Origin of the sequence: Moraxella canis, from assembly GCF_034424565.1 — a bacterium.
GTDB lineage: Bacteria > Pseudomonadota > Gammaproteobacteria > Pseudomonadales > Moraxellaceae > Moraxella > Moraxella canis.
The window spans coordinates 1,211,124-1,225,674 of record NZ_CP139961.1 but is presented as its reverse complement, the minus strand read 5'-3'; the positions used below and the strand labels follow the sequence as shown (position 1 = coordinate 1,225,674).

12 protein-coding genes are annotated in these 14,551 nt (G+C 49.6%); 7 read left to right on the top strand and 5 right to left on the bottom strand.

The window, feature by feature from the left end:
- Nucleotides 1-74: 74 nt before the first annotated feature.
- The 4 genes from pilB (at nucleotide 75) to coaE (ending at nucleotide 4,605) form a co-directional block, all read left to right on the top strand.
- Nucleotides 75-1,772: a type IV-A pilus assembly ATPase PilB gene (pilB, locus tag U0021_RS05495; RefSeq protein ID WP_114800372.1), complete on the top strand. Its 1,698-nt coding sequence runs from the start codon at nucleotides 75-77 to the stop codon at nucleotides 1,770-1,772.
- A gap of 6 nt (nucleotides 1,773-1,778) precedes the next feature.
- Complete coding sequence (locus U0021_RS05490; RefSeq protein ID WP_114800371.1) at nucleotides 1,779-3,065, top strand: type II secretion system F family protein; 1,287 nt, start codon at nucleotides 1,779-1,781, stop codon at nucleotides 3,063-3,065.
- Complete coding sequence (locus tag U0021_RS05485) at nucleotides 3,065-3,835, top strand: prepilin peptidase (RefSeq protein WP_114800383.1); 771 nt, start codon at nucleotides 3,065-3,067, stop codon at nucleotides 3,833-3,835. The genes U0021_RS05490 and U0021_RS05485 overlap by 1 nt, the downstream gene beginning before the upstream one ends.
- A gap of 134 nt (nucleotides 3,836-3,969) precedes the next feature.
- Nucleotides 3,970-4,605 (top strand): dephospho-CoA kinase, encoded by a 636-nt coding sequence (gene coaE / locus U0021_RS05480; protein WP_114800370.1) that lies wholly within the window; start codon nucleotides 3,970-3,972, stop codon nucleotides 4,603-4,605.
- Here the strand turns inward: coaE and U0021_RS05475 are convergent.
- The 3 genes from U0021_RS05475 to U0021_RS05465 form a co-directional block, all read right to left on the bottom strand.
- Entirely contained in the window at nucleotides 4,597-5,142 is a 546-nt protein-coding gene (locus U0021_RS05475; RefSeq protein ID WP_114800369.1) for a DUF924 family protein, read from the bottom strand. The two genes, coaE and U0021_RS05475, sit on opposite strands and share 9 nt — an antisense overlap.
- Nucleotides 5,143-5,271: 129 nt before the next feature.
- Nucleotides 5,272-5,514, bottom strand: a complete 243-nt coding sequence (locus tag U0021_RS05470; RefSeq protein WP_049238104.1) for a DUF2789 family protein — start codon at nucleotides 5,512-5,514, stop codon at nucleotides 5,272-5,274.
- 30 nt (nucleotides 5,515-5,544) lie between these two features.
- Entirely contained in the window at nucleotides 5,545-6,147 is a 603-nt protein-coding gene (locus U0021_RS05465) for a glutathione S-transferase family protein (RefSeq protein WP_114800368.1), read from the bottom strand.
- A 291-nt stretch (nucleotides 6,148-6,438) separates the two neighbouring features.
- Between U0021_RS05465 and U0021_RS05460 the strand changes: the two genes are divergently transcribed.
- The 3 genes from U0021_RS05460 (at nucleotide 6,439) to U0021_RS05450 (ending at nucleotide 10,261) form a co-directional block, all read left to right on the top strand.
- Nucleotides 6,439-8,577, top strand: coding sequence for a circularly permuted type 2 ATP-grasp protein (locus U0021_RS05460; RefSeq protein WP_114800367.1), 2,139 nt, complete (start codon nucleotides 6,439-6,441; stop codon nucleotides 8,575-8,577).
- A 3-nt stretch (nucleotides 8,578-8,580) separates the two neighbouring features.
- Nucleotides 8,581-9,411, top strand: coding sequence for a transglutaminase family protein (locus U0021_RS05455; RefSeq protein WP_078255864.1), 831 nt, complete (start codon nucleotides 8,581-8,583; stop codon nucleotides 9,409-9,411).
- A gap of 115 nt (nucleotides 9,412-9,526) precedes the next feature.
- The gene (locus U0021_RS05450; protein WP_114800366.1) at nucleotides 9,527-10,261 is read left to right on the top strand and encodes a peptidase; all 735 of its coding nucleotides are present in this window, start codon (nucleotides 9,527-9,529) and stop codon (nucleotides 10,259-10,261) included.
- A gap of 15 nt (nucleotides 10,262-10,276) precedes the next feature.
- Here the strand turns inward: U0021_RS05450 and U0021_RS05445 are convergent, their stop codons facing one another.
- Both U0021_RS05445 and U0021_RS05440 read right to left on the bottom strand, forming a co-directional pair.
- The gene (locus U0021_RS05445; RefSeq protein ID WP_114800365.1) at nucleotides 10,277-13,336 is read right to left on the bottom strand and encodes an efflux RND transporter permease subunit; all 3,060 of its coding nucleotides are present in this window, start codon (nucleotides 13,334-13,336) and stop codon (nucleotides 10,277-10,279) included.
- A 9-nt stretch (nucleotides 13,337-13,345) separates the two neighbouring features.
- On the bottom strand, nucleotides 13,346-14,551 hold the full coding sequence (locus U0021_RS05440) for an efflux RND transporter periplasmic adaptor subunit (protein WP_162816806.1): 1,206 nt from the start codon (nucleotides 14,549-14,551) through the stop codon (nucleotides 13,346-13,348).

The following is a 14,551-nucleotide window of genomic DNA, read 5'->3' as shown; positions in this document are numbered from 1 at the left end:
CAAAATACCTTGCGCACAGTTTGCGTTTTCGATGATAATAAGCCCTTTATGATCCAATCAAGCTAAGCCATCTCATGACCACCGCCCTGCCGCCCCTTGCCCGCCTTATCTTACAACATCAGCTGATGGCAGAAGACGACTTATCAAAAGCCGCCGCCGACGCCAAGCAGTTGCAGCGCTCATTTGCCCAGCATTTGGTCACAAGCCAGCTTATGGACGCAGCCCAGCTGTCGCGCCTCCAAAGCTTAAGCCAAAATCTGCCCATTTATGAGCTGCCCAATCAGCTTAACCAAGCCATCGAAACTGGCCTGGACCCTGCGCTGTTTATCAAATATCGGATGCTGCCTTTAAGCTATGATGAGCACGCGCTGACTCTAGCCATGAGTGATGTGACCGACAAAGATGCCATCGCTGCTATTCGCTTTCATGCGCGCCGTCAGATCCGACCTGTGCTTGTCGAAGAAGATAAGCTCTCCGCCTTATTAGATGGGCTGTATCTGGGTGCAGGCACGTTTGATGACGCCCAAAAAACAGCGTCAAACCCCCAAGCTCAAGCGGACGACGCCCCCACCGTACGCTTTGTCAATCAGCTGTTCGCCGACGCCATCCGCCTAAAAGCCTCTGACATTCATTTTGAGCCTTATGATGCCAGTTATCGCATCCGCTTTCGCATTGATGGCGTGATGCAAGTGATACATAGTCCGCCCAAATCTTTGGCTGCCAAGATCGCCTCTTATATCAAAGTGATGGCAAATCTTGATATCGCTGAGCGTCGCCGCGCTCAAGACGGGCGCTTGAAGTTTGATACTCAAGACGGGCGCTCGGTGGACTTTCGTGTCAGTACGTTGCCCACTTTATATGGTGAAAAGGTGGTGCTAAGACTGCTTGACTCTGCTCATGCGCTCATTGGGCTAGATGCGCTTGGGATGGATGACACCCAAAAACAGCTATTCATTCATGCGCTATCACGCCCTCAAGGCATGATTTTGGTGACAGGTCCCACAGGCTCAGGCAAGACAGTTACGCTATACACCGCTTTGATGCGTCTCAATCAGCCTGAAATTAATATTTTAAGCTGCGAAGACCCTGTCGAGATTAATTTGCCTGGTGTCAATCAGGTTAATATCAATCCCAAAGTACAGCTGGATTTTGCCGATGCGCTCAGAGCATTTTTGCGTCAAGATCCCGATGTGATTATGGTCGGAGAAATTCGCGATACTGACACCGCCCAAATCGCCACCACCGCTGCCCAAACAGGGCATTTGGTCTTATCAACACTGCACACCAACTCAGCCAGCGATACCATCACACGTATGCACAGCATGGGCGTGCCATCTTTTCATTTGGCAAGTAGCTTAAGCCTGATCATCGCCCAAAGGCTGGCTCGCCGACTGTGCGACGCCTGCAAACAGCCCACCACCTTACCAGATGATGTACTCAGATCGGCAGGATTTAGCGATCAAGACATCGCTAAGCGTCCAACGCTTTATACGCCTGTCGGCTGCCATAAATGCAAGGACGGTCATCAGGGGCGAGTGGGTATCTTTGAAGTGCTGCCCATCACACCGCCCATGGCTGAACTGATTTTGGCACAGGCATCCGCTACCAAAATCGATGCTTGGGCGCGTGCTCAAGGTCATGACAGTCTTAGACAAGCAGGCATCAAAAAAGTCATTGCCGGTCAGATCAGCCTCACTGAGATGCATCGCGTCACTTCTGAATCATGGCAAAGCCCTTCAAGCTCTGTGGATAATCCTGTGGATAAAGTATAATTTTTAATGAAAAAATTAAATAAACCTTTGATTAATCAAGGCATTAAGAATAAGATCATCTCAGATCGCCCTTCTGTGGATAACTTATCCAAATCGCCAAAAATGCTCACATTTGATTACCGTGCCAAGTCTCATGATGGTAAATCGGTCAGCGGTCAAATCAGCGCCCATAACACAAGCCTAGCCAAAGCGCGTCTGCGCAAACAAGGCTTTTATCACATCCATCTGACTGCCAAGCGGACACGGTGGCACTTTGAGCGCCCCATTGCCAATAAGCAGATTTTGCTTAGTCTTCGCACTTTGGCGACGCTGTTAAAATCAGGGGTCGTTTTGACCGATGCGCTAGATATCGCTGCCAACACCACGACGAACCGCCGCCTATCAAACAAACTGATTCAAATTAAGCAGCGCATCGAGCAAGGAGAAAGCTTCGCCCAAGCGATCAGCGCTCATCCAGAATTCGGAAGTCTCACATTGGCGCTCATTGACGCTGGCGAAAAATCTGGTGCGCTTGATATCATGCTTGAGCGAGCCGCCGAACACGCCGAACACCAAGCACTTCGTCAATCTCAGCTCAATCAAGCTCTACGCTATCCTGCCGCCATCGCATTGACCGCGATCATCGTCAGCACCGTGATGCTTTTAAAGGTTGTGCCAAGCTTTGCGGCAAGCTTTGGTAGCATGGGCGATGAGCTGCCAACCGTGACGCTGTGGGTGCTGTCGCTGTCGCAGTGGCTGTCAGCGCATTTTTGGCAACTGCTTTTGGTGCTGACAATGAGCATCGGGCTATTTGTTTATGTTTATAAGACCAGCGCCCGCCTAAGACTTTGGTGTGCCAAAACTGCTTTTGGCTTGCCGATTTTTGGTAAGCTGATCCAAGCGGTTGGTAGCGCGCGTTTTGCACAGACATTGTCCACCACCTTTGGCTCGGGCGTGCCTTTGGCAGAGAGTATTTTATTGGCGGGGCGAGCCTGTGATCATGTGCTGTTTTTAGATGCAAGCGAGAAGATCGCAAAAGCTGTCAAAACTGGCACACCTTTGGGGCAAGCCATGTCAGATGCCAAACTATTTTCACCCATGAGCGTGCAGATGGTGACGGTGGGTGAAGCCTCAGGTCGGCTGTCTGAGATGCTTGATCAGGTTGCCAAGCACCATGACAAAGAAGTCAAGGATAACACCGATGCCTTAATTGGCATGATTGAGCCTGCCATCATCCTTATCATGGGCGTGCTAATCGGCGGGCTTGTGCTGGCGATGTATTTACCAATATTTAATATGAGCATGGGCGTATGATGGCTTTGATATTGGCATCTTTGCCTGACTGGGCGTGGTATGCCCTAGCCGCACTGCTCGGCGCAGGGGTGGGCGGATATCTGACACATTTGATGTATGCCCTGCCCCATCGAATGATGCTTGAGTGGCAGGCAGAGACGACGCAGATGATCGATCCTGTCGTTTCAACAGACGCTCAAGATAAGCTTTTGACAGGCTTTGGGTCGCCTTATCATCAAAAAGTGGCACCTGCTTATTTATATACCATCATGATCCTGCTCAGCGCCTTGCTCAGCGTAGGCACACTGGCTATTCAAGGCATATCCATTACTGGTGCTTTGTCGGTGATTTTTGTGTGGTTTGGTCTTGGGCTATCAAGCATCGACTATCGCGTGCAGCTGCTGCCCGATCGCCTTGTACTGCCGCTTGGCATGATTGGCTTGACGGCAAATGGCTTTGGGGTGTTGACCACGCCTTCGGATGCCATCTTTGGGGCGGTGGGTGGGTTTTTGGTGCTTTGGCTCATCAATGCCTTGTATCGCTTGGTGCGCCGACAAGATGGCATGGGGCTTGGCGATGCCAAACTCTTGGCTGCTTGCGGGGCTTGGCTTGGCGCATGGCAGCTGCCTATGATTGTGTTTATTGCCGCAGCGCTGGGCGTGGTGGCAGGCATCATCACTCAACGACATCAAGGCAAGGCATCTGCTTTTGCTTTTGGACCCTATCTGGTGATAGCAGCGTGGGTGGTTTTGCTCTTTGGTGAATACTTAAAGTCTGCTGGGATCGGATAAGGGCTTTGATCAAATCTTTTTCACTGCTTTAGCCAGATATGCTACACTTTTGGTCGCAGGGCTTTTGTTCATTTATTTCAAATGATAACGACAGTGAATTTAGCATAAATTTAGACATATCATAAGGAGAAAGGATGTTCATATTAGGTTTGACTGGTGGCATTGGCAGTGGCAAAAGCGCTGTCAGCGACTATCTTGGCAAGCAAGGCATCACAGTGGTCGATGCCGATATCATCGCTCATCGTTTGACGGCGGACGGTAGCCCGCTTTTGATTAGCCTAAAAGAGGCGCTCGGGGACTGGGTGCTTGATGGTCAAGGACGATATGATCGCGCGGCAGTGCGGGCGCGGGTATTTAACGACCCACAGACTTTGGATCGGCTAAATGCCATCATACACCCTGCCATTCATCAAGCCATCTTAGATGAGCTTAACGGTTCGCAGTCTGCTTATACGATACTTTCGGTGCCGCTGTTGTTTGAGGGGCGACATAAATCGCCTAATCTTTTGTCGCTTTGTGATCATGTGCTAGTCGTGGATGCCAGTGCTGAGACTCAAAGGCAGCGTGCCGCCAAGCGCGATGGTCATGATCCTGCTCAGATCCAAGCCATCATCGATAAGCAAATCAGCCGAGCACAGCGACTGGCGCTGGCACAAGACATCGGTGCAGATATCTTAGTCAATGATAAAACGCTGGATGACTTACACCAAGCTCTTGATACGCTTCACCAAAACTATCTGGCGATGGCAGCACAGCATGGCTCAAAATGACGTATTCGGCTTTTTTAAGAACGCCTGCTCTTGTGCGGTAGAGGGTCGCCCAAGTATCGCATTTCGATGAGGATATCGCCCAAATTCATCAATGATCACCTTATGCTGACGCTCATAGTCTACTGTTGTCGCATCGGTAAATTGCTCAAACAGCGTCATGGCTTTTTCGTGAATCTGCTTAGACTCTGAATGCATATACGGCATGAGCATAAACCTGCGCTGATCTGGGTTTAAAGACTTAAACTCAGGTAATGCGATCGCTTCTTGCGCCAGTACCAGTGCCATACCATCGGTCTCAAAGGCTTTGGGTGTGTCTCGATGGATATTGCGTGAAAACTGATCAAGCACAATGATCTCAGCCAGCCGACCCAACATCTCACTGCGCCAATCCGCGCATTCGCCCGCTGCCGCCGACTCTAGCACTTCACCAAACTGATCACGAATCTTTTGATCAAATTCAGCAGATTTGGCGAACCACAGCGGCTGAGCGTCTTTTGAAAACCAAAATTCCAATACCGATTGTGCCAAAGGATGCATTATCTTCTCCTTAATAGTACAGTATGGCTGATCTAATAGGCGTTACACTAAAAGCCTATATAAAATAAAAAGATGATCATAACGACCATCTTTTTATGGTGAAGAGTCTTAGCAATGACGATGAAGTCATTAATTGCCATGAATGCGTGCGTTCAGCTCTTCTACAGCCATCACAAATACCGCATCCATTTTCCACGCTTCAGAAATAAAATTGCGCTGCGACTCATTAAAAAATGGCGCTTCATTCAACGGCACATCTTCTGGCAGCTGATTGTCTGCGATAAACTGCTCGATGGCTTCATCGCTACTATCCAAGCCCAGCTGTTCAAACAGCTCATTGATGGTGTGGTGATCGCCGGTATTTAATAACATATTTTCTCCTTGGGTTGATTTTAAGCCGTCTTAAGCGTTTTTAAGCACATATTGTGTCGCTTCGTCGTCATTCATGGCGTGCATAAAGCGAGCGATGTTTGGATATGCTTCCCAAGATTTTTCTAAGTTTCTTGACCAGCGCACCATCACAAATGCCAAGGCATCGGCGACCGTTTTTTTATCTTGAAATACATGCGTGCCATCACCGATGAGCTTATCTAAATGCGTCATCGCACGGTCAATGCGCGCATACGACGCTTCTTTTGCCTTAGCGATGTCAGCGTCGCTTTCGCCTGTGGTATAACGCTGTGGACCAAAATATGGCCAAAATGCAGGGTGCAAATCAGAGCTTAAAAAGCTCATCACTTCATCAAATTCAAATTTATCCAAAGGATCAGCGCCTGCGCCCAAGTCTGCCTGCGGATAAGTATCCACGATATATTGCAAAATCGCGCCTGCTTGCCCAAAAATGCGGCCATCAATATCTACCGCTGGCACTTGCGCCAAAGGATTGATTTTGGTGTATTCATCAGAATGCGGATCGACCTTTTGGACGGTGTAGTCAGCACCCGCCCACTCAAGCGCAATCCAGCAAGCCATCGCACAGGTGCCTGGGGCATAATACAGTTTCATGTTTCTTCCTTTGTGTTGTTGAAATCAGTTTGTCAGTTAGATGGTTTCATTGTAACAAGATTTAACGGTCGGTGGCAGGGTTTATTGTGTATTTTTATCAATAAATGTTGGCAAATGTTACCAAAAAATTAAGCAGTGTTTGGATAAATTTTAATCAGGCATTCGTTGGTCATTTTCGTAAAACAGCACAAAACTCGATCAGATAGTAATTTTGAATAAAAAGTTTTCATTATTTGGCTCAATGTATGCTAAACTCAAAATAACCCGGTCGGTACGGACAAGGATGATAAGATGACACCCAGTTTTGATGAATTACTCAACCCAGATGGTAGCTACAGAGCAGGCGCTCAAGGGCTTGGTGAATGGCTGTCTGCCACCAATAATGACACACTAAACGGGCTCAATGAGCAAGCGGCAAATATTTTTTATCGTAAGGGCGTGACTTTCACGGTCTATAGCGATGCCAATAACATCGAGCGGATGATTCCTTTTGATATCATCCCGCGCATCATCGAGCTGTCTGAATGGCAGACCATTGAGGCAGGCTGTCAGCAGCGTATTCGTGCGCTCAATCATTTTTTGGATGACATTTATCATCACCAACAAATCATCAAAGATGGCATCGTGCCCGCCAAATATGTCTATGCCAGCGGCTGCTATGAGCCTTGGATGATGAATATTTCGCTTGCCAAGCCCATCTACTCTCACGTCAGCGGCATTGACTTGATCCGTGATGAGCAGGGTCAATATCGCGTTTTGGAGGATAATTTGCGCACGCCTTCGGGAGTGTCTTATATGCTTGAAAGCCGCGGCATCTCTGAAAGCCTGATGGGTGAGATTTATCATAGTATGGCGATCCAGCCAATCTCTGACTATCCGCAACGCCTAAAAGCGTGCCTGACCAGCGCCACCGACAAATATGATCCGCAAATCGTTGTGCTGACGCCCGGTCGATTTAATTCCGCCTACTATGAGCATGCTTTTTTGGCGCGTGAGATGAATGTGCCATTGGTGCATGGCTATGATTTGATCGTTGAAGACAATAAAGTCTATATCCAAGGCGTGCGCGGTAAGGTGCAGGTGGATGTGATTTATCGGCGCATTGATGATCCTTTTTTGGATCCCTTGGCGTTTCGCTCAGATTCCATCTTAGGCGTGTCAGGACTGATGAGCGCGTATCGCTCCGGCAATGTTGTGATCACCAATGCCCCCGGTACAGGCGTGGCAGATGATAAAAGCATGTATCCGTTCGTACCTGAGATGATTGAGTATTATTTGAACGAAAAACCCATTTTGCCCAATGTTGAGACTTATCAATGTCGCAATCCTGATGAGCTGGGTTTTGTGCTGGATAATTTGGCTGATCTGGTGGTCAAAGAAACCCAAGGCTCGGGCGGCTATGGCATGCTGATCGGACCTGCCGCCACCAAAAAAGAAATCGATGCCTACCGAAAGCGTCTGCTTGACAATCCAGAAGGCTTCATCGCTCAGCCGACGCTGGCGCTGTCCACTTGTCCTACCGTCACAGAAGACGGCATCGAGCCGCGTCATATTGATTTGCGTCCATTTATTTTATCGCATGGCGATGGCAGCGTCGATATCACACCAGGCGGCTTGACTCGTGTGGCGATGATCAAAGGATCTCTGGTGGTCAACTCCTCCCAAGGCGGCGGCATCAAAGACACTTGGGTGGTGGATACCAAGGCATTGCCAAGCAGACAAAATCGTGCAGATGCGCACCTGACTTTAACGCGCGTCAGCCAAGCCATCTTGGATGAAACCTATCACAAAAAATCACTGATCTTACTGCTATCAACTGCCAGCTGCTTGGTGTGGCTTGGTCGCTATACTGAGCGGCTACGGCATTATGACAACTTGATCAATCGCCTCAAAAATAACGAGCTGACCTTGGCTGAGATTGAGCATATTAACACCCATCTTGGATTTGGGCTGGAGCACACTGGTCATCTACAAGACAGTGCCGAGCAGCTGTATCGCTGCCTACTGGCACACAAAATACCCGAAACTACCCAGGCCATCGACCAAAATGTCCAAGAAGTCACAGGCGTCATCGGCAAAGACAGCGCCGAGCTGTATCAATTCATCAAGCGACTGGCAAACGCCACCAAGTACCGTGCTGCCACCTTGCAGCTGTATGCGTGCAACCAGTCCATGAGACAAGAAGACGCGACCGTTGTGCTGTTTTGGCGGTTGGGTCGCTGTTATGAGATTTTGGAGCGCCATATTTTACTCCAAGAAGATTGGCAAGACGCCTCCAATAACTTCCGCGAGCTGGTGAGTGCGCTGCCTGAAAACACGCGCTGGCGTGAGCTTGAGCGCTTGGCAAATCAGCTTGCCAAATCCCAAAAAGTGGTGAACTTTTGGCAAATGCGGGATGAATTTGCCGCCATTTTAGCACAGGGGGTTTAAGCCATGAGATTACAAATTACCCATCAGACCAATTATTTTTATCATGATTTGGCACAGCGCAGCGTGCAATACATCCGTATGACGCCGCTGTCATTGGCGCACCAAACCATCGAATATTGGCAAGTGATGCTGCCTAAGGTCGCCAAATCGCAAGTAGACGGCTTTGGCAATCAGTGGCTGGTGCTAAGCCGCAGCGAGCCGCACGACAACCTACAAATGCAAGCCTCAGGCGTGGTGAACATCAATCCTGACACCCCTTATTTGGCTGATGACCCAAAAGTGCCGTATTTGCTATATACGGTACCGACACCTTTGACGGCGTGCAGCGCTGCCATGCGTCAGTTTTATGAAAATCATCTGACAGACTATCATCACTCAGATAGCAGCACAAAACGCGCCTTACTAGAGCAGTTTGCAGCGGCGCTACTGAATCATGTGCCCTATTACCAAAATGTCACTCATGTCGGCACCACCGCCCCCGAAGCCTTTGAGCTTGCCCAAGGTGTGTGCCAAGATCATAGCCATATTTTTATCGCCTGCTTGCGTGATTTACAGATTCCTGCACGCTATATTTCAGGCTATCTGTATGAGCCGATGGGACAGCACATGGCAAGTCATGCTTGGGCTGAGGCTTGGATTGATGGGCATTGGTACACTTTTGATGTGTCAAATCAGCATTTCACACCGCAGGCGCATGTCTATGTCGCCATCGGGCGGGATTATTTAGATGCCGCACCCGTGCGAGGTGTGCGCTTGGGCGGCGGCTATGAAAATTTGCACAGCCAAGTGTGGATTCATCAATTAAACGATGAAGCCGCCCAAAGCCAACCTTAGCTACCAAGCGATCTATAAAAATGATTCACAAATACCCTTTGACAGGCGTATAATAGCACTGCCATCAGCGCGGCGGTGCTTGGTTGGCTTAGATTTTTGTATTTGGAAAATTTGTATGACTTATTGTGTTGCCCTGCGTCTAAAGGATGGGATGATTTTTGCCAGTGATACCCGCACGAATGCTGGCATGGATAACATTGCCACTTTTCGTAAAATGTATCAATACAGCATCGAAGGCGAGCGTTTTTTGACCTTACAAACGGCGGGGAATCTGGCGACTTCTCAAGCGGTGTTCTCCAAGCTTCAGCAAAATATCAATCTTGGCATCCCCCAAAACCTGCACAACGCCGCCACTTTGTTTGATGCAGCGCAGATGGTCGGTGAATGCGTCCGCCAAATCACCACTTATTCGCAGACGCTCGCCCAAGATACAGGCGGTTTTACTAGCAGCTTTATTTTGGGTGGTCAAATCAAAGATCAGCCGCCAGAGATTTTTATGATTTATCCTGAAGGCAATTTTATCAAAGCGACGACGGATACGCCGTTTTTTCAGTTAGGCGAAAGCAAATACGGCAAACCCATTTTGGATCGCTCCATTGATTATCATTCCAGCCTGCAAGATGCGCTGCATGCGATTTTGATTTCTTTTGATTCGACCATGCGCTCAAATTTATCGGTGGGTCTGCCGATTGATTTGGTCGTCTATCATAACGACAGCCTAACCATCCCAGTAGGCAAGCGCATCGATGAAAACGATGCGTATTTTGGCTCACTGCGTGATCATTGGGCAGACGGGCTTAGACACATCTTATCACAGATGCCACGCTCGCCCGATGACTATTGGCAGTGAGTCTTGAGCCGCCAGTTAGGCGGCTTTTGTTTTGAACCATTTTCCCAAATCATCCATCAGTGCATAAAAGACGGGAATGACCACCAAGCTTAGCAGCGTTGAGGTCATCAGACCGCCAATCACTGCTACCGCCATCGGACGGCTGAATGTTGAATCCACGCCCCCAAAGCCAATAATCAAAGGCAGCATCCCCGCTCCCATGGCGATGGTCGTCATGATGATGGGCTGAGCACGCTTGCGACAGGCATCGATGAGCGCATCAAAGCGGCTTAAGCCTTGTTCATCTTGGGCGATGATGGCATAATCAACAAGTAAAATGGAGTTTTTGGTGGCAATGCCCATCAACAAAATAAATCCAATCATCGCAGGCATCGACATACTGCTGCCTGTCACGATTAGACCTACAAATGCCCCACCAATGGACAAAGGCAGCGCCATCAAAATGGTCAATGGCTGAAGCACGCGATGAAACAGTAGCATCAGCACCGCAAAAATACAAAACACCCCAACCGCCATCGCAAGCACAAAGCCTGAAAACAGCTCCGCCATGTTTTCTGCTTGCCCTTCATCGATAATACGAACGCCATTAGGCAAGTTCTGCATGATTTGGGTGGATTTGACGCTGTCAATCAGATCTCCTAAAGGCGCATCATTGACAGGCAAGACGGTGATTTTGATAGCGCGCTCTCGATTTAGGCGGCTTACGCTAGCTTCACCTGTGGCAAATTTTAAGCTCGCCACATCTTTGACCTGCACAGGCATCCCAGTTGAGCTTGGCACATACAGATTGGCTAAATTGGTCAAGTTTTGTTTATCGCGATTATTTAGGCGAATCAAGATGGGCACTTGGCGCGTGTCTAGGCTAAGCTTTGGCAAGGCTTGATCATAATCGCCTTGGGTGGCGATGCGCAGCGTATTGGCTAGGTCAGTGGTGGTCACGCCTTTGTCCGCCATCGCCAATTCATTGGGGATCACAGACAGCTCAGGTCTGGGCAAAGAGCGATTATTGATGACGCTTGCCACTGTCGGCAGCGCGCGGATTTGGCTGATGATGGCTTGGGTGGTGGCGTCAAGCTGCGCTTTATCCGCGCCCGTCACCGAAAACACATACCCTGCCTCGCCGCCGCCTGTCGAGATACCGACATTAAAGCGCGCGGACGGCACTGTCAATAATGCTTGATTGATTTGGGATTCGATGTCCACTTTGCTTGCGCGTAAAGTGCGGTCAGAAAGCTTAATATCCAGATTTGCGGTATTGACCGACGCGCCGCGCATACTGCTTGGGTCACCTGTGTTTTGTTCAGCGCCGACCGCCATGAGCACACTTTCTACTCCATCAATGGCTTGGACTTTTTGGGCAGCCAGTTGGCTGATGCGCAGCGTATCATCGATGGTTGCATCTGGGGTCAGCTCAATGGTGACTTGGGTCTGGTTCATCTCATCAGGCGGAATGAACGCCGATGGCAAAAGCCCTGCCAACATGAGCGAACCCACAAAAAATCCCACCGCCATCAGCACCGTCATGGCACGGTGCTTGAGCGTCCATGCTACGACTTTCAGATAATTTGTCATCAGCTTGCCGGCAGGCTTTTCGGTATGTTTAGAAGGTCTCAACATATATGCTGCCATCATCGGTGTAAGCAGACGCGCCACCAATAATGACATAAAAATAGAAATGACCGCCGTCCAACCAAATTGACTAAAAAACTGTCCAACCACCCCACTCATAAACGCCGTCGGCAAAAACACCGCAATCAGCGTAAAGGTCGTCGCCACTACCGCAAGTCCGATCTCATCTGCCGCTTCGATTGCAGCTTGCATGGGCGGCTTACCCATATTTAAATGGCGCACGATGTTCTCGATCTCAACAATCGCATCATCCACCAACACCCCAATCACCAAGGTCAGCGCCAAAAGCGAGATCATGTTCAGACTAAAGCCAAATAAATACATGATAAAAAAGGTCGGAATGATCGATAAAGGCAATGCCGTCGCCGCCACAAAAGTCGCGCGCCAGTCCCTTAAAAACACAAACACCACGATCACCGCCAAGATGCAGCCCTCGATCAGCATGCGCATGGTGGCTTGATAGCTTTCTTCGATGGGCGCGGCATAATCGACGATTTTTTCGATTTTTAGACCACTCATTTGTGCCTGCATCGCCTCTAGGGCATCATCAACCGCTGCCACCACTTCGACCTCACCTGCCCCTTTTGAGCGCGTGATGCTAAATGCGACGACCTGCTCACCATCAAGCTCTGCCAGTGATGCGATGTCTGCATGCGTATCTTCGATGACAGCTAAGCTGTCTAAGCGCACGGCTGTGCCCGTCGGCGTGGTAATTTGTAAGCCATTTAAATCTTGGACTCTTTGACCTGAACCGAGTACGCGTATGGTTTGGGTTTGATTGCCGATTTTTGATTCGCCGCCGGCAGCGTCTTGCCACTTGGCATAGACTTGTCCTGACAGCTGACTGATGGGCATGGATAAACTGGTCATCATATCAAGCTTTGGCTGCACCAAAATCTGCCGCTCAACCCCACCGATGCGGCTGATATTACCCATCCCCGGGATGTTAGACAGCTGCTTGGTGAGCGCATCATCGACAAACCAAGACAGCTCAGCCTCGCTCATCCCATCGACAGACACCGAGTAAGTCGCCACAGGAAATCCCGCCGTCGAGACTTTAGAAATCACCGGCGGATTGGCAGCAGCGGGCAGATCGCCCTGTACTTCACTGACCGCCGATCGCACATCATCAAGCGCCTCGTCGTTGGGTTTTTCAAGCTCAAATTCAGTAAAAATCGTCACCGCGCCCGTTTGTAGCGTGGTGCGGATGTTTTTTACGCCTTCGATGTTCGTGATTTGATTTTCAACTTTTTTGGCGATGTCGCTTTCAAGCTGATCTGGCGTCGCACCAGGTAAAGTAATGGTGGTAATGACGCCCGGCAAATCAATGTCGGGGAATTGCTGAATTTTCATTTGAGAAAATCCATAAATCCCCAAAATCGTCATTAACGTAAAAAATAAAATCGCAACCAGCGGATTTTTGATGGAATAGGCTGAAAAATTCATCACACCACCTTAGCGCACACTATTGGCGCTAGGCGATGCGCCCAAAGCATCAGATGGTGCGCCATTGATGGTAGCAACCGTCACCAAATCGTTATCATTCAAAAAACTGGCACTGGTTGCGACGATCAGCGCATCCGCAGGTAAGCTGACCGCGATTTGATCGTCTTGTTGGGCAATGATCGTGATTTGTTCACGCTGAACCCGATGATACGCTTGCCCATCGCCACCTGTTTCTGGCACGAGCTGCCAAACATAATCATAGCCATCAGATGTCATCAATGCGCTCAATGGCACAGCATTATGTCTTTGGGCATCAAATAAAAACTCGCCAGACTGATACATGCCAGCACTGGCACCGCTGCCACTTGGCAGACGCACATGCACTGTCATATCTCGGCTATCATTGGCGACAGGACTTAGACGCGTGACTTGTCCTATCACCTGCTGACCTGCGATCTCAACGGACGCCGTCTGCCCCACACGGATATTGGCTGCATCGGCAGGTGGCAGCGCAGCTTGCCATTCAAGCGCGCCATCTATGATGATGCTAAACAGTGGAGCGCCTGACACCACCGCACCGACTTGGGCATTTTTGGCGCTGACGATACCGCTGACTGGTGCGGTGATGTTTCCGCGCTGCTGATTGGTGCGAGCGCTGTCGACATTAGCTTTGGCGGCAGCAACATTCGCCTCGGCTTGTCGAAGCGCAGTACGATAAGCATCGACCTCTTGGCGGCTCACCGCATCAATGGCTAATAATGGCTCAGTGCGCGCCAAATCGGCAGCCGCTTTTTCTTGAGCAGCGACTGCTGTGGCAAGATCGGCTTCTGCTGAGCGCACTTGCTGAGCAAAAGTTCGCGTATCTAGCGTGGCGAGCACCTGCCCAGCTTTGACAAAATCACCAACTTCTACAAGCACCTGCTCAATGGCAACACCGCTGATCTGACCGCCAACTTCTGCCGTCTCAACCGCAGCCACGACGCCATTAGCCGCCAAGCGATTTTCGATCATTATCGGCGTAGGATAAACCGCCTCCACTGCCATCACGACAGCGCTTTGGCTTTGGTCAGATGACTTATCCAAAGCCTGCTCTTGGCTTGGTGACAGCATAAATCGCCCAATGAGCGCACCAATGATAATGCCCGCCCCAAAAAGCACAATCCATTGCCAAAGGGGTCGAGCAGTTGGTGACTTGTAATTTTGATTAGCAGTCAT